The following is a 20392-nucleotide window of genomic DNA, read 5'->3' as shown; positions in this document are numbered from 1 at the left end:
CATGTCGCAACGACTCTCCATTCTTGGCTCCACCGGCTCCATTGGCGTTAGCACGCTCGATGTGGTGGGGCGTCATCCCGGCCGCTTCTCCGTCTACGCGTTGTCGGCGCACCGTAACCTGGATCGCCTGTTCGAGCAGTGCGTCGCGCATCGCCCGGCAGTGGCGGTGGTGGCCGACGCCGACGGTGCCCGCTCGCTGGCGGCGCGTCTGGCCGACGCCGGTCTGAAGATCGACGTGACCTACGGTCCGCAGGCGCTGGTCGAGATTGCGCAAGCGGCCGAGGCTACGATGGTCGTTGCGGCGATCGTCGGTGCCGCGGGGCTGCAGTCGACACTCGCGGCCGCGCGCGCCGGCAAGCGCATTCTGCTGGCGAACAAGGAGTCGCTGGTGCTCTCCGGTGCCCTGTTCATGGCGACGGCCGAACGCGCCGGGGCGACGTTGTTGCCGCTCGACAGCGAGCACAACGCCATCTTCCAATGCCTGCCTCAAGTGGCCGGCGAGAACCGCGTGTCGACGCGCGGCGTTGAAAAACTGGTGTTGACCGCGTCGGGCGGACCGTTCCGCGAGCGCGAGCTGGCGTCGCTCGAGAACGTGACGCCCGACGAGGCGTGCGCGCACCCGAACTGGGTGATGGGCCGCAAGATTTCGGTCGACTCCGCCAGCATGATGAACAAGGGCCTCGAAGTCATCGAGGCGCATTGGTTGTTCAACATGCCACCCGAGAAGATCGAGGTGCTGATCCATCCGCAGAGCGTGATTCACTCGATGGTGACGTATACGGACGGCTCGACGCTCGCGCAACTCGGCAATCCAGACATGCGCACGCCCATCGCCCACGCGCTGGCGTTCCCTGATCGGGTGACGTCGGGCGTGCCGAGCCTCAATCTCGCCGACATCGGCAAGCTCACTTTCGAAGCGCCGGATCTGCGCCGTTTTCCGTGCCTGCGTCTGGCGTTCGACGCGCTGCATCGCGGCGGTACGGCGGGCGCGCTGCTCAATGCGGCCAACGAGATCGCCGTGGCCGCCTTCCTTGAAGGCCGCCTTCGCTTTACGGCCATCGGCCAGGTGGTCGAGCAGGTGCTCGACTCGGTTGCCGTCGGTGAGGCGACGTCGCTCGACGTCGTGCTCGACGCCGATCGCCGCGCGCGCGAACTGGCGACGGCCATCGTCGCCAAACTGCCGGCCCGGGCGTCGTCCTGACGCCTGACCCTATGTCGTAACGCCTTCGCGCCCCCATTCGCTCATGACTCTGTTGACCACGTTGCTTGCGTTTGCCGTCGCCATTGGCGTGCTGGTGGTATTCCATGAGTTGGGGCACTACTCGGTCGCGCGGCTGTGCGGCGTCAAGGTTCTGCGTTTTTCGGTCGGGTTCGGCACGCCGCTGCTCAAGTGGACGATGGGTCGCGATCGTACGGAGTGGACGGTTTGCGCGCTGCCGCTGGGCGGGTACGTCCGAATGCTCGACGAGCGCGATGAAACCCAGGTCGTCGCCCCGGAGGATCGCGCGCGAGCCTTCAACCGACAGTCGGTCTATAAGCGTTTTGCCATTGTGGCGGCCGGTCCGGTCGCGAACTTTCTTCTGGCGATCGTCCTGTACGCGGGCCTGAATCTCGCGGGCGTGACCGAACCCGTCGCGCGCATTGCGCCGCCGGCGGCCGGTACGCTGGCCGCTCGCGCGGGGCTGTCCGGTGGCGAGTTGATTACCGGCGTTCGAGAGAACGGGAAGAGTCCTGACGAAGCCGTCGGAGACGAGATGCCCGTTCGGTCCTGGGAAGACCTTCGCTGGCGCCTGGTCGATCCGATGATCGAAGGGCAGCGCGTTACGCTCGTGGCACGCACCCGCGACGGCCGTGCTGAATACATGCTGGACGCGGCGGGTCAGCACTTCGATGCCGATGGCGAGCAGGATTTCATGCAGCGCCTCGGTCTGACGCCGTCGGCGCGGGTCAAGGTGGGCCAGCTCCTGCCGGGCGGTGCGGCAGGGCCCGCTGGACTACGTGTCGGCGACGAGATCACGGCCGTCGACGGCAGTCCCATCGCGTCGGCCAAGGCGCTGGTGGACGCCGTACGTGCTCACCCGGGCAAGTCAATGACGCTCACTGTGCGACGCGACGGCGCGCTGCACAACGTGACCCTGACGCCAAGCGCGGAAGTCGATCCGGCCGAGGCGGGCGGTGCGCGCGTGGGCAAGATCGGCGCGGCGCTGGCGGCCCAGGTCGATACGGTGACGGTTCGGTATGGGCTGATCGAGGCCATCGGCAGGGGGGTGCAGCGCACCTGGGATGTCACTTCGTTCAGCGTACGAATGTTCGGGAAGATGATCACCGGGCAGGCGTCGCTCAAGAATCTGAGTGGGCCAGTGACGATTGCGGACTATGCGGGGCGTTCAGCCCGACTCGGTCTGGATTATTTCGTTGCCTTTCTCGCGCTTGTCAGCATTAGCCTTGGCGTATTGAATCTGTTGCCGATTCCGGTTCTGGACGGTGGCTATCTGTTATATTATGCGGTCGAAGCGATTACCGGTCGGGCAGTCTCCGAGCGGTGGCAGGGCGCACTGCAACGAGTGGGCATCGTTTGCATCCTCGCGCTGTCTGCCGTAGCCCTATTCAATGACCTGTCGAAATTGTTGCACTAGACGGCGTCACGCGCCTGCCGTCGCAGGCAAATCCGAGTTGTTACGATTCAATTGTTTCTTGGGGAAGCAAGTTGTCGAATAAATACCACCTTGTTCCGAAGACCCTGGTGATTGCGGTTCTGGCGGCACACAGTTTCCTGGCGCGGGCCGTCGAGCCGTTCGTGGTCAAGGATATCCGAGTGGAGGGCTTGCAGCGCATTGAACCCGGTACGGTGTTTTCGTACTTGCCGGTCAAGCCGGGCGACAAGTTCAACGACGATAAGGGCACCGAAGCAATTCGTGCCCTTTATGCAACGGGCTTGTTCTCGGACGTGAGCGTTGAAGCGCAAGGCAACGTGCTGGTGGTGCACGTCAACGAGCGTCCCGCGATTGCTTCCATCGACTTCCTCGGCATCAAGGAATTCGACAAGGACGGTTTGAAAAAGGCATTGCGTTCGGTCGGCCTGACCGAAGGTCGCAGCTTCGACCGAAACCTGCTCGAGAAATCGGAACAGGAACTCAAGCGTCAATACCTTACGCGCGGTTACTACGCTGCCGAGGTGAAGACGACGATCACGCCGCTCGAGCGTAATCGCGTGGGGATCCAGTTCGCCGTGACGGAAGGCCCGAAGGCCACGATCCAGCAGATCAACTTCGTCGGTAACAAGGCATTCTCATCGTCGGATCTGACGGCCGAGATGCAACTTGGCACGCCGAACTGGCTGTCGTGGTATTCGAAGAACGACTTGTACTCCAAGGACAAGCTGACGGGCGATCTGGAAAAGGTGCGCTCGTTCTATCTGAACCGGGGTTATCTGGAATTCAACATCGACTCCACCGACGTATCGATTACGCCGGACAAGGATGAGATGTTCCTGACGATCAACCTGCATGAAGGCGAACCGTACAAAGTGTCGGACGTCAAGCTGACCGGCGAGATGCTGGGCAAGCAGGACGACGTGCGCAAGCTCGTGCAACTCAAGGCCGGCGATACGTTCTCGGCGGCCAAGCTGCAGGCCAGCACGAAGGCGATTTCCGACATGCTCGGCAACTACGGCTTCGCGTTCGCAAACGTGAACGCTCAGCCGACGATCGATCGGAAGGACCACACCGTGGCGCTCACGCTGACGGTCGATCCGGGGCGTCGCGTGTACGTTCGCAAGATCAACATCGTGGGCAACTCGCGTACGCGTGACGAAGTGATTCGCCGCGAAATGCGCCAGCTCGAAAGCTCCTGGTACGACGCCGACCGACTCAAGCTGTCGCAGGATCGTATCAACCGCCTGGGCTACTTTACCGACGTGAATGTGACGACCGAGCCGGTGGCCGGTTCGAACGACCAGGTCGACCTCCAGGTGAAGGTCGAAGAAAAGCCGACTGGCACGATCAACGTCGGTGCGGGCTTCTCGTCGACGGACAAGGTCGTGTTGCAAGCCGGTATCAGCCAGGACAACGTGTTCGGGTCGGGTACGTCGCTGTCGGTCAACGTGAACACCGGCAAGACGTACCGGACGTTGGCTGTCACGCAAGTCGATCCGTACTTCACGGTCGATGGCGTGAGCCGTATCACGGACATCTACTACCGCACGTATCAGCCGCTGCTGCTCACGAGCGATTCGGATTTCCGTATCAACACGCTGGGCGGCAATCTGAAGTTCGGCGTGCCGTTCTCGGAAGTCGATACGGTGTTCTTCGGTCTGGGCTTCGAACAGACGCGTCTGCATCTGACGAACGACAACACGACGCCGCAACGCTATGTCGACTACGCCAATCAATTCGGCTACGTCAGCAACAACTATCCGCTGACCATCGGCTGGTCGCGCGATTCGCGTGATAGCGCGCTGATTCCGAACCGCGGTCATTATCAGCAGGCCAACATCGAAATCGGTACGCCGATCGGCACGACCAAGTACTACCGTGCCTACTATCAGCACCAGTACTACTACCCGGTGAGCCGTGGCTTTACGCTGGCACTCAACGGCGAAATCGGCTACGGCCACGGGATGGGCGGCCAGCCGTTCCCGATCTTCAAGAATTACTTTGCCGGCGGTATCGGTTCGGTGCGCGGCTATGAGCCGAGTTCGCTGGGTCCGAAGGACACCAATGGCGAACCGCTGGGGGGCGCGTCGAAGCTGATCGGCAACATCGAGCTGACATTCCCGCTGCCGGGTACGGGGTATGACCGGACGCTGCGTATCTTCACGTTCATGGACGGTGGTAACGTGTTCGATAACGGCCAGGCGATTACCTTCAATAACCTGCGTTATTCCTACGGCTTCGGTTTGTCGTGGATTTCACCGATTGGCCCGCTCAAGCTCTCGATGGGCTTCCCGCTGGTCAAGAAGGTGGGCGATCAGTACCAGAAATTCCAGTTCCAGGTCGGTACGTCGTTCTAACGACGGCGAGTCGATCGGTTCCGAACGTTTTATCGTTGTAAAGGGGTATGACATTGAACGGTATCCGTAAGCATTGCCTGCGCGGCTTCGCCGCAGCGTTGCTGGCTGGGGCAGCCTTTGCTGCCATGGCTCAGGATGCGCGCATCGCCGCCGTCAATTCGGATCGCATTTTGCGCGATTCGGCACCGGCCAAGGCCGCACAAGCCAAGCTCGAAGCCGAGTTCTCCAAGCGGGACTCGGATCTGCAGGCCATGGCCCAGCGCCTCAAAGCCATGTCGGACAAGCTCGACAAGGACAACCCGACGTTGTCCGACGCCGAGCGCGCCAAGCGTCAGCGCGATCTGGCCGCTGCCGACACGGAATTCCAGCGCAAGCAGCGCGAGTTTCGCGAAGACCTGAATCAGCGCCGCAACGAAGAACTCGCCGCGGTGCTCGATCGCGCCAATCGCGTCATCAAGCAGATTGCCGAAACCGAAAAGTATGATCTGATCGTGCAGGAAGCCGTCTACGTGAGCCCGCGTATCGACATCACTGACAAGGTGCTCAAGACCCTGAACGCAAGTTCGGGCGGCGGCACCGCCGGCAAGTGACGGTCTCGCCTTTGATGCCGGGATCGCCGTCGATTTCGTTGGCACAGCTGGTCGCCCGCTTTGGCGGCGACCTCGTGGGCGATGGCGAAGTCACCGTGGCCGGTCTGGCGCCGCTTGATCAGGCGGGGGCGAATCAGCTCGCGTTTCTGTCCAATCCGCTGTATCTCGCCGAAGTGCCCAACTCGGGCGCGGCGGCGGTGATTCTCTCGAAGGCCGACTTCGACAAGCTGCCGTCGCATGAGGGGCGAGCGTGGATTCTCGCGCCGAATCCTTATGCGTACTTCGCGCGCGTCGCGCAGATGTTCGCGCAGGCGGCGGCACCGGTTCCCGCAGCAGGCATTCATCCGAGCGCAGTCGTCGATCCGACGGCCGTCGTGCCCACATCGTGCGTGATTGGCCCGAATGTCGTGATCGAGGCAGGGGCTCGACTGGGCGAGCGGGTGCGTCTGGTGGCGAACGTGTTCGTCGGTCGAGGCACGACCTTGGGCGACGACGTGCTCGTGTACCCGAATGCCACGCTGTACCACGCGAGCGTGATCGGAGCGCGTTGCGTGATTCACGCGGGCGCGGTGATCGGTTCGGACGGTTTCGGTTTTGCACCCGATTTCTCCGCCGCTGGCGGCGAATGGGTGAAGATTCCGCAGGTCGGACGCGCAGTGATCGAAGACGACGTCGAAATCGGTGCGTCAACCTCCATCGATCGCGGGGCGATGGCCGATACGGTGATCGAGCGCGGCTGCAAGATCGACAACCAGGTGCAGATCGCGCATAACGTGCGGGTCGGCGCCTTCACGGTGATTGCCGCGTGTACGGGCATTGCCGGCAGCAGTACCATCGGTAAATTCTGCATGCTCGGCGGCGCCGTGGGCGTGGCCGGGCATGTCACGATTGGCGACCGCGTCATCGTGACGGCCAAGTCGGGGGTGTCGAAGTCGATTCCCGGCCCGGGTACCTATACCAGCGCCTTTCCGGCCATCCCGAACGCCGAATGGAACAAAAACGCGGCCATCATGCGCAATCTGGACAAGATGCGCGATCGCGTGCGTCAACTTGAAGCGAAGGTCAAAGACCTGCAAGACAAATGAGCGAGACCACAATCAATATCGACATCCACAAGATCATGAAGCTGCTGCCGCATCGGTACCCGATGCTGATGGTGGATCGCGTGATCGGGCTGGAGCCGCACAAGAACATCCAGGTCATCAAGAACGTCACGATCAATGAGCCGTATTTCACGGGGCATTATCCGCAGCGTCCGGTGATGCCGGGCGTGCTGATCGTCGAAGCGCTGGCGCAAGCCGCCGCACTCCTGACGTTCTCCGACGAGCCGGTGCACGACGAGAACACGCTCTACTATTTCGTGGGTATCGAGAACGTTCGCTTCAAGCGTCCGGTCGAACCGGGTGACCAGCTCGTGCTCGACATCGATTTCCTGAGCGAGCGTCGCGGCTTCTACAAGTTCAAGGGCAAGGCGCTGGTAGACGGCAAGATCGCGGCGGAAGCCGAGTTCATGTGCATGGTCAAGAAGAACGGCGAATAACCGGAATTAAGACGCTCATGACGAATATTCACCCCACTGCAGTCGTCGATGCGAAGGCGCAACTGGCCGACGACGTCGTCGTCGGTCCCTATGCGATCATCGGGCCGAATGTAACGGTCGGCGCCGGTACGCAGATTCTCTCGCACTCGATTGTCGACGGTCATACGACGCTGGGCGAGGGCAACAAGATCGGCCCGTTCGCCTCCATCGGCGGTAGTCCGCAGGATATGAAGTACGCCGGCGAGCCGACGCGGCTCGTCATCGGCGATCGCAATACGATTCGCGAATTCACGACGATTCACACCGGTACGGTGCAGGACGGCGGTCTGACCGGCGTTGGCAACGACAACTGGATCATGGCTTACGTGCATATCGCGCACGATTGCCATGTGGGCAACCACACAGTCTTCTCAAGCAACGCGCAATTGGCGGGTCACGTCATTGTCGGCGACTGGGCGATCGTTGGCGGCATGACCGGGGTGCACCAGTTCGTGCGCATCGGCGCGCACTCGATGATCGGTGGCGCGTCGGTGCTCGTGCAGGACGTGCCGCCGTTCGTCATTGCCTCCGGCGACCGCGCAGTGCCTTACGGTATCAACGTCGAGGGGCTGCGTCGCCGCAACTTCACGGCCGATGCGATCACGGCGCTGCGTCACGCGTACAAGCTGCTCTACAAGAGCGGGCTGACGCTCGACGAAGCGAAGGTGCAGATCGAAGCCTTCGGCAACGCGGGTGCTCCGGACGTGTCCGACGCCGTGCGCGCGCTGCTCGACTTCCTCAACGCCAGCACGCGCGGTATCGTGCGCTGACCCATGCCGCCGACCCTTCCCGGTGCCGGCCAGCGAACCCTGGCGATGGTGGCCGGGGAGCTGTCCGGCGATCTCATTGCCGGCAACGTGCTTGCCGGTCTCAAGCAGAGCCTTCCGTCCGACATCGCTTACGCAGGTGTCGGTGGTCCGCATATGGCGGAGGAGGGGTTCGATGCTTATTGGCCCATCGACAAGCTCTCCGTCATGGGCTATGTCGAAGTCATCAAGCATTTGCGCGAGATTCTCTCGATTCGCAAGCAACTTCGCGAGCGCTGGCTGGCCGAGAAGCCGCTCGCGTTCGTCGGCTTCGATGCCCCCGACTTCAACTTCGATCTCGAAATCAAGCTGCGTGAGGCGGGCATTCCCACGATTCATTTCGTGAGCCCGTCGATCTGGGCGTGGCGCGGTGGGCGCATCAAGAAGATCAAGCGCGCCGTCGACCACATGTTGTGCCTGTTCCCGTTCGAGCCGGAGATTTACCGTCGGGCGGGCATCGACGCGACGTTTGTCGGGCATCCGATGGCCGACAAGATTCCGATGGTGCCTGATGTCGCAGGCGCGCGAGCCAAACTGGCGCTGCAAGGCACTGGCCCGGTCGTCGCTATTTTGCCGGGTAGCCGGACGTCGGAAGTGCAACGGCTCACGCCAGTGTTCTTCGCGGCCATGCGCCTGCTGGCCGAGCGCGAGCCGTCGATTCAGTTTGTGCTCCCGGCGGCGACGCCGCGGCTGCGCACGCTGATGCAACCGATCGTGGACGCGCACAGCGATCTCAACCTGATCGTGATCGACGGCCGAGCTCCGCTCGCCTTGGAGGCGGCGGACAGCGTGCTTCTCGCGAGCGGTACGGCCACGCTGGAAGCGGCCCTGTACAAGAAGCCGATGGTCATCTCGTACAAGGTGCCTTGGTTGACGGCGCAGATCATGAAGCGCCAGGGCTATTTGCCGTACGTGGGTTTGCCGAACATTCTGTCGGGCGAGTTCGTCGTGCCGGAGTTGTTGCAGCAGTTCGCGACCCCGGAAGCACTCGCTGACGCCGTCTGGAAGCAATTGACCGACCCGGCGTTGCGAGCGTCCTTGCAGGTGCGCTTCACGAAGATCCACGAGCAACTGCGTCAAAACACGGCCGCGCGCGCGGCAGAAGTGATCGAGCGCGTGCTGCGTGAGAAGGGGCGGTTATGAGCGAGGAAGTGAAGGGGCGTCGCGGTGCGCGCAAGGGTACCTCGGGCGACGACGTACCGGCCGCAAAGCCGCACGCCCGCGCGCCCAAGGCGACGCTACCGCAAATGGCGCTTGATCTGTTCGCCGACGTGGCTGCCGATCTGACTTGCGGCGTCGACGAAGTGGGGCGCGGCCCGCTCGCCGGGCCTGTCGTGACGGCGGCGGTGATTCTCGACCCGGCGCGTCCGATCAAGGGGCTGGCCGACTCGAAGAAACTCACGGCGCAGCGTCGCGAGGCGCTTTACGAGGAGATCGTTGAACGCTCGCTCGCATATTGCATCGCCGAGGCGAGTGTGGCCGAGATCGATTCGCTGAATATTCTCCACGCGACGATGCTCGCGATGCAGCGGGCGGTGAACGGACTTCCGCGTGTGCCGACGCTGGCGCTGATCGACGGCAACCGGTGCCCCGCGTTGCCGATGCGCTCGGAAGCCATCGTCAAGGGCGACGACAAGGTGCCTGCGATTTCAGCCGCGTCGATTCTCGCGAAGGTCACACGTGACCGCCAACTGGTCGCGCTGCACGAGGCGTTCCCGCAGTATGGTTTCGACGAGCATGTCGGCTACGGCACACCGCGCCATCTCGCCGCGCTGCGTCTGCACGGACCGAGTCCGCATCATCGCCAATCGTTCGCGCCGGTACGCGAGGCCTTTGCATTGTTCGGCGCGCTCACCGTCGCCCGCGTGGGCCATTCGTCATGAAGCTGATCAGTTCCAAAGACAACCCGTTCTACAAGCGGCTAAAACAGTTGGCGCAGTCGAACTCGCAGCGGCGCAAACTCGGACAGACGCTGCTCGAAGGCGTGCACCTGGCCGACGCCTATCTCGACGCACTCGGACAGCCGCTTGTTTGCGTGGCAGCGGAATCGGCGCTGGAGAACCCCGAAGTGGCACAGATCTGGGCGCGCGTGGACGGCGATCGGCGCGTGTGTCTGCCACATGCGCTTTTCGAGCCGTTGTCGACGCTCGTCAACGGTGTGCCGCTGCTTTTCGTGATCGAGATGCCGTCAGGGCACCTGCCGGCAACGCAAACGACGGATTGCGTCATTCTCGACGCCGTGCAGGACGCGGGCAATGTCGGTTCGATCCTGCGTAGCGCGGCGGCGGCCGGTGTTCGCGACGTGTATTGCATGTCGGGCACGGCGCTCGCTTGGTCGAGCAAGGTGCTACGTGCCGGTATGGGGGCACATTTTTCGCTGAACATCGTGGAGCATTGCACGCCGGATTCGCTCGCGCCGCGCTTGTCGGTGCCGTTGCTGGCGACGAGCCTGCAGGCCAGCACGTCGCTCTATGCGCAGGATCTGCGCGCGCCGGTGGCGTGGGTGTTCGGAAACGAGGGGGCCGGTGTGTCCCCGCAGTGGCTCGAACGCGTGCAACGGCCGATCCGTATCCCGCAGCCGGGCGGCATGGAGTCGCTCAACGTGGCGGCTTGTGCGGCCATCTGCCTGTTCGAAGCGGTGCGTCAGCGGCTCTCCTGAGGCGACGCGCGGCGGGACGCACGTGGACATCCGGGATATCCACAAGAAGGGACGCTCATGGCGTCCCTTCTTGCATTCGGCATGGCGCAGCATGCGCGGCGGGCAACGTCAGTAGACGTCACGCTCCAGTTTGATTTCCTGCAGGATGGTCGTGGCGATTTCTTCAATCGACTTGTGCGTCGAGGATAGCCACTTGATGCCCTCACGTCGCATCATCGCCTCGGCCTCGTTGACCTCGTATCGGCAGTTTTCCAGCGACGCATACTTGCTGCCGGGGCGACGTTCGTTGCGAATCTCCGAGAGGCGTTGCGGATCGATGGAAAGCCCGAAAATCTTTTCCTTGTACTGATCGAGCGTGGAGGGCAGCTTTTCACGCACGAAGTCTTCCGGAATCAATGGATAGTTCGCGGCCTTCACGCCATATTGCATGGCGAGATAGAGCGTCGTGGGTGTCTTGCCGCTGCGCGACACGCCCACGAGGATCACATCCGCGCTTTGCAGGTTCTTGTTGGACTGCCCGTCGTCGTGCGCGAGCGAGAAATTCACCGCCTCGATCCGGTTCTTGTACGCCTCGCTGTCGGCGTTCTGGTGAACGCGGCCGATGGCGTGCATCGACTTGAGGCCCAGCTCCAGTTCCAGCGGTTCGATGAACGTCTGGAACATGTCGAGAATCACGCCCTGGCAATTGCGCAGGATCTCGTTGGCCCGGGCGTCGACGAGCGTGCTGAAAATGATCGGGCGGATATTGTCTGTCCGATACATTTCATTGATCCGTTGCGCCGTTTCATAGGCTTTATCGACGGAATCCACGAAAGGAACGCGAATCTGACGAAAACGCATCTCGAACTGCGCGAGGATTGAATGCGCGAAGGTTTCGGCAGTAATCCCCGTGCCGTCGGACACGATGAAGACCGGGCGCGCGGCCACCGGTTGGGTCGATGCGGCGGGGGATGTCGGGGAGTTTCCGGGTGTCGTGGCGTCGGTCATGCGCAGAATCGCAAAATGGTGCGTTGCACGGTAGAATAGCGGCAACTTGTTGGATAAGCAATTGTGCGACCGTCGCGCGCCGCCCGGCTCCAGGCCCATGGGGCGGGGCGGCGCGGGAAGTCTGGAGGGGGCGACGCTCGTCGTCGAGACCTTGCCCCCGGTTCACGACGCCGCGTATGCACGATTTCTTATCCAACAGGTCGATCGGCCCCTGTCAGTCCCAGCCGATCCTCCGAGAATTTTTTTTCTTACCTTAGGGGCTTTTATGACTAACGCAGCACACGACGGCGCCTACGTGGTGCCGTTTGAGCATCTGCGCATGACCGACGTCGAGTCGGTCGGCGGCAAGAATGCATCGCTTGGCGAAATGATCAGCCAACTGGCCGGCGCCGGCGTGCGCGTGCCGGGTGGTTTCGCCACGACGGCCTACGCCTTCCGCGAATTCCTCCATCACAACAACCTGACCGAGCGTGTCGCCCAGCGCCTCGAGGGTTTGGATGTGGATGACGTCAAGGCGCTCGCGCAAGCCGGTGCCGAAATCCGTCAATGGATCGTCGACGCCCCGCTGCAGCCGCAGCTCGAGAAGGATATCCGCGAGCAGTTTGCCCGTATCACGGCCGATCAGCCGGACGCATCGTTCGCCGTGCGCTCCTCGGCTACGGCGGAAGACTTGCCTGACGCATCGTTCGCCGGTCAGCAGGAAAGCTATCTGAACGTCGTCGGCATCGAAGACGTGCTCGATCGCATGAAGCACGTGTTCGCGTCGCTGTACAACGACCGCGCCATCTCGTACCGCGTTCACAAGGGCTTCACGCACGCCGAAGTGGCGTTGTCGGCCGGTGTGCAGCGCATGGTGCGCTCGGACTGCGGCGCGTCGGGCGTGATGTTCACGATCGACACCGAGTCGGGTTTCCAGGACGTCGTCTTCATCACGGCCAGCTACGGCCTGGGGGAAACGGTTGTGCAGGGCGCCGTGAACCCGGACGAGTTCTACGTCTTCAAGCCGACGCTCAAGGCCGGCAAGTACCCGATCATTCGCCGCACGCTCGGCTCGAAGCTGCTCAAGATGGAATTCACGCAACCGGGCGAGCCGGGCCGCGTGAAGACCATCGACGTGCCGATGGAGCTGCGCAACCGTTACTCGATCACCGACGACGATTGCGTCGAGCTGGCCAAGTTCGCGCTGATCATCGAGAAGCACTACGGCCGTCCGATGGACATCGAGTGGGGCAAGGACGGCAAGGACGGCAAGATCTACATTCTGCAGGCACGTCCGGAAACCGTGAAGAGCCAGGCGATCGGCAAGGTCGAGCAGCGCTTCAAGCTCAAGGGCGAGGCGCCGGTATTGGCCACGGGCCGTGCCATCGGCCAGAAGATCGGTGCTGGCGCAGTGCGCGTGATCATGGACCCGAGCGAGATGGAACGCGTGCAGCCGGGCGATGTGCTGGTGGCCGACATGACCGACCCGAACTGGGAGCCGGTGATGAAGCGTGCCGCCGCCATCGTGACGAACCGCGGCGGCCGTACCTGCCACGCGGCGATCATTGCGCGCGAACTGGGTGTGCCGGCCGTCGTGGGTTGCGGCGACGCTACCGACGTGCTCAAGGACGGGGCGCTTGTGACCGTCTCGTGCGCCGAGGGCGACGAAGGCAAGATTTACGACGGGCTGCTCGAAACTGAAATCACCGAGATCCACCGCGGCGAAATGCCGAAGATCCCGGTGAAGATCATGATGAACGTGGGCAACCCGCAACTCGCCTTTGATTTCGCGCAACTGCCGAACGAAGGCGTGGGTCTGGCGCGTCTGGAATTCATCATCAACAACAACATCGGGGTGCACCCGCGCGCGATTCTCGAGTACCCGAACATCGACGCCGACCTGAAGAAGGCGGTCGAATCGGTGGCTCGCGGTCATGCATCGCCGCGTGCGTTCTACGTGGACAAGCTGGCCGAAGGGATCGCCACGATTGCCGCCGCCTTCTACCCGAAGAGCGTGATCGTGCGTCTGTCGGACTTCAAGTCGAACGAGTACAAGAAGCTCATTGGCGGTTCGCGCTACGAGCCGGACGAAGAAAACCCGATGCTGGGCTTCCGTGGCGCGTCGCGTTACATCTCGGAAGACTTCGCCGAAGCGTTCGAGATGGAGTGCCGTGCGCTCAAGCGCGTGCGCGATGAAATGGGCCTGACCAATGTCGAGATCATGGTGCCGTTCGTGCGTACGCTGGGCCAGGCGGAGCGTGTGGTCAACATGCTGGCCGGTTATGGTCTGAAGCGTGGCGAGAATGGTCTGAAGCTGGTGATGATGTGCGAAGTGCCGTCGAACGCCATTCTGGCCGATGAGTTCCTCGAGTACTTCGACGGCTTCTCGATCGGTTCGAACGATCTGACGCAGCTCACTTTGGGTCTGGACCGCGATTCGGGCATGGAGCTGCTGGCCAAGGACTTCGACGAACGCGACCCTGCGGTGCGGTTCATGCTCAGTCGTGCGATCAAGGCGTGCCTGTCCAAGGGCAAGTATGTCGGCATCTGCGGTCAGGGCCCGTCGGACCATCCGGATCTGGCCGTGTGGCTGGCGAACGAAGGCATCGCATCGATGTCGTTGAACCCGGACACGGTGATGGAAACGTGGCAACAACTCGCCAAATTGGCGAAGTAACCGTCGCCGATGGTCGCGATATAGCGACCTCGGTTAGGACGCGTCCGAGCGGCACATCGGACGCCGCCGAAAGGCCGACCCATCCCCTGGGATGCGCGCGCTGATCGGTGGGTTTCGTGCTATAAACCCCGGTATCACACCGGGGTTTTTTTGTGTCTGGGAGCTGCGATGGAACAGGCTTGGCTGTGGTTCGGCATTGCCGGATTGACCGTGGTGCTGGAGCTGGCAAGTGGTACGTTCTATCTCCTGATGGTGGCGCTCGGCATGACGGCCGGAGGTATTGCGGCGCTGTTGCGTATCGACTGGCCATTGCAGTGGGTGGCAGCGGCGGCGGTCGCGGGCGTGGCGGTCTGGATTCTGCGCCGCAGCCGCTTCGGTCAGCGGCGCATCAAGGTCGACGCGACGGCCGACCCCAATACCAACCTCGATATCGGGCAGCGTCTGCGCGTGGATGTTTGGGGCCCTGACGGTCAGGCGCGGGCGATGTATCGCGGTGCCGAATGGGACGTCGAGCTTTTGCCCGGCGAGTCGCCCAGCGCCGGATGGTTCGTCATTTGTGAGGTTCGCGGCAGCCGGCTGTACGTCGCACACGTGACGGCATAGGCGCCGGGATCGGCGCGCAAACGCGCATCTCGCTTTCGCTTCGGCGTCGTCGCATGGCATGCATCGCATCGTATCGCCCGTGGTCGCGGGTGACGGGGAATTCGCCCGCCGTCATGGCAGGCGCTTCAAGGGGGGAACATGTTTTCCAACGTCGCGTTTATTCTCTTCATCATCGCCGTGATCGTTGCGGCACGCTCGATCAAGATCGTGCCGCAGCAGCACGCCTGGGTGGTCGAGCGTCTCGGCAAGTATCACGCGACGCTCACACCGGGACTGTCCATCGTCGTGCCATTCGTCGATCGCGTGGCATACAAGCATATGCTCAAGGAAGTGCCACTCGACGTGCCGAGCCAGGTCTGTATCACGAAGGACAACACACAGCTGCAGGTCGACGGAATTCTGTACTTCCAGGTCACGGATCCCATGAAGGCGTCGTATGGGTCGAGCAACTTCATCGTCGCCATTACGCAACTGGCGCAAACGACGCTGCGCAGCGTGGTCGGTAAGCTCGAACTCGACAAGACGTTCGAAGAGCGCGAATTCATCAACCACAGTGTGGTGAATGCCCTCGACGAGGCGGCGTCGAACTGGGGCGTGAAGGTCTTGCGTTATGAAATCAAGGACCTCACGCCGCCGAAGGAGATCCTGCATGCGATGCAGGCGCAGATCACGGCCGAGCGCGAAAAGCGCGCGTTGATCGCGGCGTCGGAAGGCAAGAAGCAGGAACAGATCAACCTGGCATCCGGTGCGAGGGAGGCGGCGATTCAGAAGTCCGAAGGGGAACGTCAGGCCGCGATCAACCAGGCGCAAGGTCAGGCATCGGCCATTCTGGCGGTGGCGGAAGCCAACGCTGAGGCCATCCACAAGGTTGCGACCGCCATTCAGACGCAGGGCGGTATGGAGGCGGTCAACCTGAAGGTCGCGGAGCAATACGTGGAAGCGTTCAGCAAGATCGCCCGAACCAATAACACCTTGATCGTGCCGGGGAATCTGACGGACATGAGCAGTATGATCGCGTCGGCACTCAAGATCGTGCGCGGTACCGAAGGCGGATCGACGGCCGGTGGGTCGACGGCGAGCGGTGAAGGCGTCGGTGGCTTCGGCAATTCGGGTGCCCGACGGTAGTCCGGCCTCGCAAAGAAAAACGGCCCGCGCTGAACTGAACCGTCCAACGTCTGGGGTTCAGTGCAATGCGGGCCGTTTTCGCTGGGTAGCGGGCGGAGGCGGTGGTCTGCCTCGATGCACACGCCCACCGATGCAGCGCCTTACGTCGGCGTGCGCATCAGGCGCGCTCGCTCGCGTTCCCAGTCGCGCGCCTTTTCCGTCTCCCGCTTATCGTGCAGCTTCTTGCCCTTGGCCAGCCCTATCTCGCATTTCACTAGGCCTTTGCTGTAGTGCAGGTTGAGCGGTACGAGCGTGTAGCCGCGTTGCTCCACCTTGCCGATGAGCTTCTTGATTTCGTCGGCCTTGAGCAAGAGCTTCCGGGTGCGCACGGGGTCGGGGTTGATGTGCGTCGATGCGGATTGCAGCGGGCTGATGTGTGTGCCGATCAGAAAGATCTCGCCATGCTTGATGACGACATAGCCTTCCTTGATCTGCGCCCGCCCGGCGCGAATGGCCTTGACTTCCCACCCTTCGAGCGCGATGCCGGCTTCGTATCGCTCCTCGATGAAGTAATCGAAGAAGGCCTTCTTGTTGTCGATGATGCTCATGGATCCTTGGCGGGTAACTTGGTCGGACCCGGTGAGTCGGGCTCGGGTAAAATACCGATTTTAACAAAGAGTCTCGGCAACCGGCGGCTTGCGTCGCGTGCACATCGATATGACCTCGATGGCCGCCGCGTCATGCATGCGCCTCGACCGACAGACGATGGCCGAAGTCAGTAAAACCGTTCTCGTGCATTTCTCCGCCGAGCAAATGTACGACCTGGTGACCAATGTCGCCGATTACCCCAAATTCCTGCCCTGGTGCGGGGGTGTCGATATTCGGCACCAGGACGAGCACAGCATGGAGGCGTCGCTGATCATCGACTTCAAAGGGCTGAAGCACTCGTTCGCGACGCGCAATCTCCAGGAGCGTCCGCACTCCATTCAGATGACCTTCGTCGAAGGGCCTTTCAAACGCTTTCACGGCACCTGGAAGTTCACGCCGCTGCGCGAGAACGCTTGCAAGATCGAGTTCGGTCTTCACTACGAATTTGCGAGTTTTCTGCTCGAGAAGGTGATCGGCCCGGTATTCAGCCACATCGCCAATACGTTCGTCGACGCCTTTGTCAAACGTGCGGAGACCGTCTATGCCGGGTGAGTTGAACGTCGAGGTTTGCTACGCCTTGCCCGCCGAGCAGACGATCGTCGCGCTGACGCTGCCGCAAGGTGCCACAATGCGCGAGGCGATCGAGCGCAGCGGACTGCTGCAGCGGTTTCCGGCGCTGGACCTGTCGCGCATGAAAGCCGGCGTCTTCGGTAAGCTGCGCGCGCTCGACGCCGCCGTGGAGGACGGGGATCGCATCGAAATCTACCGGGCGTTGAAGGCCGATCCCAAGCTCGCGCGTCAGCGACGCGTGGAAAAGGTACGCAACGAAGGGAGCCGAGAAGGGCAGAAATGGCTGGGTAGCCGTCGCGGCAGTTGACGTCCGCGGTGCGCGACCCGGTGCCGCGCTGACCGGCGCGCAAACCAAAGCGCTCACATGGGCGCTGAGTGCGCTGAGTGGTGCGCCGACTAGCGTCTCTATACGAATCACGGCGGGCGAATCAGTGCGCCGGTTTTCGTGCATGCAATTTTACCGAGGCGCTGACACCCGCCAGCAGCAACGCGATGGCGGCGAGTTCCAGCAGGCGTGGCAAGCGCTGTTCGTAGACAAAGCCGTAAATCAGCGCGAAGAGCGTTTCAAACACGATCATCTGTCCCGACAGGGTGAGCGGCAGCCGTCGGCTTGCCGCATTCCAGAACGCATTGCCAATGGTCGATGCCCCCACCGCCACGGCGATGTTGACGAGCAGGAACATCTGCCAGTCGCGCGGTGCGTCGAGCACGACCGGGTGCGGGAGCCACACGGCCGGAATCGCCAGCACGAGCGCGAGCACGCCCGTGGCGACGCCCGTCAGCAGCGACCATTCCTGACTCGTGAAGTGTCCGAATCGCGCCAGATAGCGGGCGTTGGCCACCGCATACCATGTCCAACTCACGAGCGCCCCGACTGCGCAGCCAATGCCGGCGAGGGTGAGCCGCCAGTCTCCGCCGCTTGCCGAGGCGTGGGCGAACACGTCGACGTTGATGCAGACGATGCCCGCCGCGACCAGTGCCAGCGGCCCCGCTAGCCGTGACAGGGGAAGGGCGCCGTGGTCACGGCTGCCCACGAGCGTGACCGTCACGGGCAGCACGCCGACGATCAACGAGGCCGGCGCAATCCCCGCCATCTGGACCGCGCCCGCGAGAAAGAGGTAGTAAATGAGGTTGCCGACAAGACTCAGCCGGAACAGCGCGCGCCAGTCGTTGCCGGTGACGGTATGCCGTAGGCGAGCCCAGAGTGGGGCGAGCAGCACGGCGGATACCAGTCCGTACAGGACGTAACGGGCGGCCGACAGTTCCAGCGGCGAGAACCCGGGCAGCAGGCGAGGGGCCAGGAAGACCAGACCCCACAAGGCGCCCGCGGCCAGTCCGAAAGAAATGCCTTGCCCCATGAAATTCGTACCCGTGATTGGTTTTGGCGAGATGCCGGTAATCCGTGCCGGACAGTGCCCGTGATGCCGGTCGGGGCGGTGCGAGTCGGTGCGGAAAGGGCCGAAGAATAGCATGGGGCTGGGGCGCGGCTCTTGTGAAATCCGGCAGCCAGCGAGGCTCGCAAGTTCGTCGCCGCGCGGGCGATACGTGTCAGATATGGGTTCGATGTGATGCCAAATTGCGTCCCCGACGTGTCCCGGCGCCGTCCCGTGCGTGTCTGATCCGACCCTCGGGGAAAAAGCCCCTTGACATGTGGGGCAGACGTGCCATGCGTCCTGCGATTTCTGTATAATTCGGTTTTGCGCCTATAGGATTTGCCATGCGTCTGATCCAAAAAGCACTCACTTTCGATGACGTGCTCCTCGTCCCGGCTTACTCTGCCGTTCTTCCGCGCGACACCAGCCTGAAAACCAAGCTCACGCGCAATATCACCTTGAACATGCCTTTGCTGTCGGCCGCCATGGATACGGTGACCGAAGCGCGTCTGGCTATCGCCATGGCACAACAGGGCGGTATCGGCATTATTCACAAGAATCTGAAGCCGGCCGAGCAGGCGCGTGAAGTGTCGAAGGTCAAGCGCTTTGAATCCGGCGTTCTGCGCGATCCGATCACGATTCCGCCGCACATGAAGGTGCGCGATGTGATCGCGTTGTCGCGCCAGCATGGCATTTCCGGTTTCCCGGTCGTCGAGGGCGCTCAGCTCATCGGTATCGTGACCAACCGTGACCTGCGTTTCGAGAGCCGCCTGGACGAGCCGGTGCGCGCGATCATGACGCCCAAGGAAAAGCTCATCACGGTACGCGAAGGCGCGTCGCCGGCCGATGCCGAGCACTTGATGCATAGCCACCGCCTGGAGCGCGTGCTGGTCGTCAATGACGCCTTCGAGCTGCGCGGCCTGATGACCGTCAAGGACATCATGAAGGCGACCGAGCACCCGCTCGCGAACAAGGACGAACACGGCAAGCTGCGTGTCGGTGCTGCCGTTGGCGTGGGCGCGGACAATGAAGAGCGTGTCGAGTTGCTGGTGGCGGCGGGCGTCGACGTGATCGTGGTTGACACGGCCCACGGCCACAGCCAGGGCGTGTTGGACCGCGTGCAGTGGGTCAAGAAGCATTTCCCGCAGATCGAAGTGGTCGGCGGCAATATTGCGACGGCGAGTGCCGCCGTGGCGCTGGTCGAACACGGGGCGGACGCCGTCAAGGTCGGTATCGGCCCGGGCTCGATCTGCACGACGCGTATTGTGGCGGGCGTGGGTGTGCCGCAAATCACGGCAATCGCCAACGTCGCCGAAGCGCTCAAGGACACCGGCGTGCCGCTGATCGCGGACGGTGGTATTCGTTATTCGGGCGACATCTCCAAGGCGCTGGCCGCTGGCGCGCACACGGTGATGATGGGCAGCATGTTCTCGGGCACGGAAGAAGCGCCGGGCGAGGTGTTCCTGTACCAGGGTCGTTCGTACAAGAGCTATCGCGGCATGGGCTCGGTGGGGGCGATGAAGGATGGCGCCGCTGACCGTTACTTCCAGGACCCGGCCAACAACGCCGACAAGCTGGTGCCGGAAGGCATTGAAGGCCGTGTGGCCTACAAGGGCAGCGTGATGGCCATCCTGCATCAGTTGACGGGCGGTATCCGTTCGTCGATGGGGTATCTGGGTTGCCCGACGATCCAGGACCTGCACGAGAAGGCGGAGTTTGTACAAATCACGGCCGCCGGCATGCGCGAATCGCATGTGCACGATGTTCAGATCATGAAGGAAGCCCCCAACTACCACGTGGAGTAAT

General features: G+C 62.5%; 18 protein-coding genes and 1 pseudogene. 16 read left to right on the top strand and 3 right to left on the bottom strand.

The window, feature by feature from the left end; all coding sequences use genetic code 11:
• Nucleotide 1: 1 nt before the first annotated feature.
• From ispC to PCE31107_RS18450, 10 genes are all read left to right on the top strand, one after another.
• Nucleotides 2-1201: a 1-deoxy-D-xylulose-5-phosphate reductoisomerase gene (gene ispC / locus PCE31107_RS18495; protein WP_150610158.1), complete on the top strand. Its 1200-nt coding sequence runs from the start codon at nucleotides 2-4 to the stop codon at nucleotides 1199-1201.
• 43 nt (nucleotides 1202-1244) lie between these two features.
• Entirely contained in the window at nucleotides 1245-2636 is a 1392-nt protein-coding gene (gene rseP, locus PCE31107_RS18490) for an RIP metalloprotease RseP (RefSeq protein ID WP_150610156.1), read from the top strand.
• A gap of 71 nt (nucleotides 2637-2707) precedes the next feature.
• Nucleotides 2708-5011 carry an outer membrane protein assembly factor BamA gene (bamA, locus tag PCE31107_RS18485; protein ID WP_174966718.1) on the top strand — a complete coding sequence of 768 codons (2304 nt, stop codon included), beginning with the start codon at nucleotides 2708-2710 and terminating at the stop codon, nucleotides 5009-5011.
• A gap of 47 nt (nucleotides 5012-5058) precedes the next feature.
• Nucleotides 5059-5601 carry an OmpH/Skp family outer membrane protein gene (locus tag PCE31107_RS18480; protein WP_017234132.1) on the top strand — a complete coding sequence of 181 codons (543 nt, stop codon included), beginning with the start codon at nucleotides 5059-5061 and terminating at the stop codon, nucleotides 5599-5601.
• Nucleotides 5602-5615: 14 nt separating this feature from the next.
• Nucleotides 5616-6686 carry a UDP-3-O-(3-hydroxymyristoyl)glucosamine N-acyltransferase gene (gene lpxD, locus PCE31107_RS18475; protein WP_150610278.1) on the top strand — a complete coding sequence of 357 codons (1071 nt, stop codon included), beginning with the start codon at nucleotides 5616-5618 and terminating at the stop codon, nucleotides 6684-6686.
• Entirely contained in the window at nucleotides 6683-7141 is a 459-nt protein-coding gene (fabZ, locus tag PCE31107_RS18470; protein WP_017234130.1) for a 3-hydroxyacyl-ACP dehydratase FabZ, read from the top strand. Before lpxD ends, fabZ begins: the two co-directional genes overlap by 4 nt.
• 17 nt (nucleotides 7142-7158) lie before the next feature.
• Nucleotides 7159-7950 carry an acyl-ACP--UDP-N-acetylglucosamine O-acyltransferase gene (gene lpxA, locus PCE31107_RS18465; RefSeq protein WP_017234129.1) on the top strand — a complete coding sequence of 264 codons (792 nt, stop codon included), beginning with the start codon at nucleotides 7159-7161 and terminating at the stop codon, nucleotides 7948-7950.
• A gap of 3 nt (nucleotides 7951-7953) precedes the next feature.
• Nucleotides 7954-9129: a lipid-A-disaccharide synthase gene (gene lpxB / locus PCE31107_RS18460; RefSeq protein WP_174966717.1), complete on the top strand. Its 1176-nt coding sequence runs from the start codon at nucleotides 7954-7956 to the stop codon at nucleotides 9127-9129.
• A gap of 104 nt (nucleotides 9130-9233) precedes the next feature.
• Nucleotides 9234-9869, top strand: coding sequence for a ribonuclease HII (gene rnhB, locus PCE31107_RS18455; protein WP_240756296.1), 636 nt, complete (start codon nucleotides 9234-9236; stop codon nucleotides 9867-9869).
• Nucleotides 9866-10645, top strand: a complete 780-nt coding sequence (locus PCE31107_RS18450; protein WP_130025812.1) for a TrmH family RNA methyltransferase — start codon at nucleotides 9866-9868, stop codon at nucleotides 10643-10645. The genes rnhB and PCE31107_RS18450 overlap by 4 nt, the downstream gene beginning before the upstream one ends.
• A 108-nt stretch (nucleotides 10646-10753) precedes the next feature.
• On the opposite strand, the gene ppsR is transcribed toward PCE31107_RS18450, so the two are convergent.
• Complete coding sequence (ppsR, locus tag PCE31107_RS18445; protein WP_130025813.1) at nucleotides 10754-11632, bottom strand: posphoenolpyruvate synthetase regulatory kinase/phosphorylase PpsR; 879 nt, start codon at nucleotides 11630-11632, stop codon at nucleotides 10754-10756.
• 265 nt (nucleotides 11633-11897) lie between these two features.
• Between ppsR and ppsA the strand changes: the two genes are divergently transcribed.
• From ppsA to PCE31107_RS18430, 3 genes are all read left to right on the top strand, one after another.
• Nucleotides 11898-14288 (top strand): phosphoenolpyruvate synthase, encoded by a 2391-nt coding sequence (gene ppsA / locus PCE31107_RS18440; RefSeq protein ID WP_017234125.1) that lies wholly within the window; start codon nucleotides 11898-11900, stop codon nucleotides 14286-14288.
• 168 nt (nucleotides 14289-14456) lie between these two features.
• Nucleotides 14457-14891, top strand: a complete 435-nt coding sequence (locus tag PCE31107_RS18435) for an NfeD family protein (protein ID WP_130025814.1) — start codon at nucleotides 14457-14459, stop codon at nucleotides 14889-14891.
• A 138-nt stretch (nucleotides 14892-15029) separates the two neighbouring features.
• Nucleotides 15030-16016, top strand: a complete 987-nt coding sequence (locus tag PCE31107_RS18430) for an SPFH domain-containing protein (protein WP_130025815.1) — start codon at nucleotides 15030-15032, stop codon at nucleotides 16014-16016.
• A 140-nt stretch (nucleotides 16017-16156) separates the two neighbouring features.
• Here the strand turns inward: PCE31107_RS18430 and smpB are convergent.
• Nucleotides 16157-16606 (bottom strand): annotated as a pseudogene (gene smpB, locus PCE31107_RS18425) (SsrA-binding protein SmpB); the annotation flags it as partial.
• A gap of 154 nt (nucleotides 16607-16760) precedes the next feature.
• Between smpB and PCE31107_RS18420 the strand changes: the two are divergent.
• Together PCE31107_RS18420 and PCE31107_RS18415 are read left to right on the top strand one after the other, a co-directional pair.
• Nucleotides 16761-17195 (top strand): type II toxin-antitoxin system RatA family toxin, encoded by a 435-nt coding sequence (locus PCE31107_RS18420; RefSeq protein ID WP_026131979.1) that lies wholly within the window; start codon nucleotides 16761-16763, stop codon nucleotides 17193-17195.
• A complete protein-coding gene (locus PCE31107_RS18415; RefSeq protein ID WP_130025816.1) occupies nucleotides 17185-17520 on the top strand; it encodes an RnfH family protein in 336 nt (111 codons plus the stop codon). The genes PCE31107_RS18420 and PCE31107_RS18415 overlap by 11 nt, the downstream gene beginning before the upstream one ends.
• 121 nt (nucleotides 17521-17641) lie before the next feature.
• Here the strand turns inward: PCE31107_RS18415 and PCE31107_RS18410 are convergent, their stop codons facing one another.
• Complete coding sequence (locus tag PCE31107_RS18410; protein ID WP_150610154.1) at nucleotides 17642-18571, bottom strand: DMT family transporter; 930 nt, start codon at nucleotides 18569-18571, stop codon at nucleotides 17642-17644.
• 359 nt (nucleotides 18572-18930) lie between these two features.
• Between PCE31107_RS18410 and guaB the strand changes: the two genes are divergently transcribed.
• Nucleotides 18931-20391, top strand: a complete 1461-nt coding sequence (gene guaB / locus PCE31107_RS18405; protein WP_017234118.1) for an IMP dehydrogenase — start codon at nucleotides 18931-18933, stop codon at nucleotides 20389-20391.
• Nucleotide 20392: the final 1 nt, after the last annotated feature.

Source organism: Pandoraea cepalis (genome assembly GCF_902459625.1).
GTDB classification, from domain to species: Bacteria; Pseudomonadota; Gammaproteobacteria; order Burkholderiales; family Burkholderiaceae; genus Pandoraea; species Pandoraea cepalis.
This window is presented reverse-complemented; position numbering and strand designations above follow the sequence as displayed.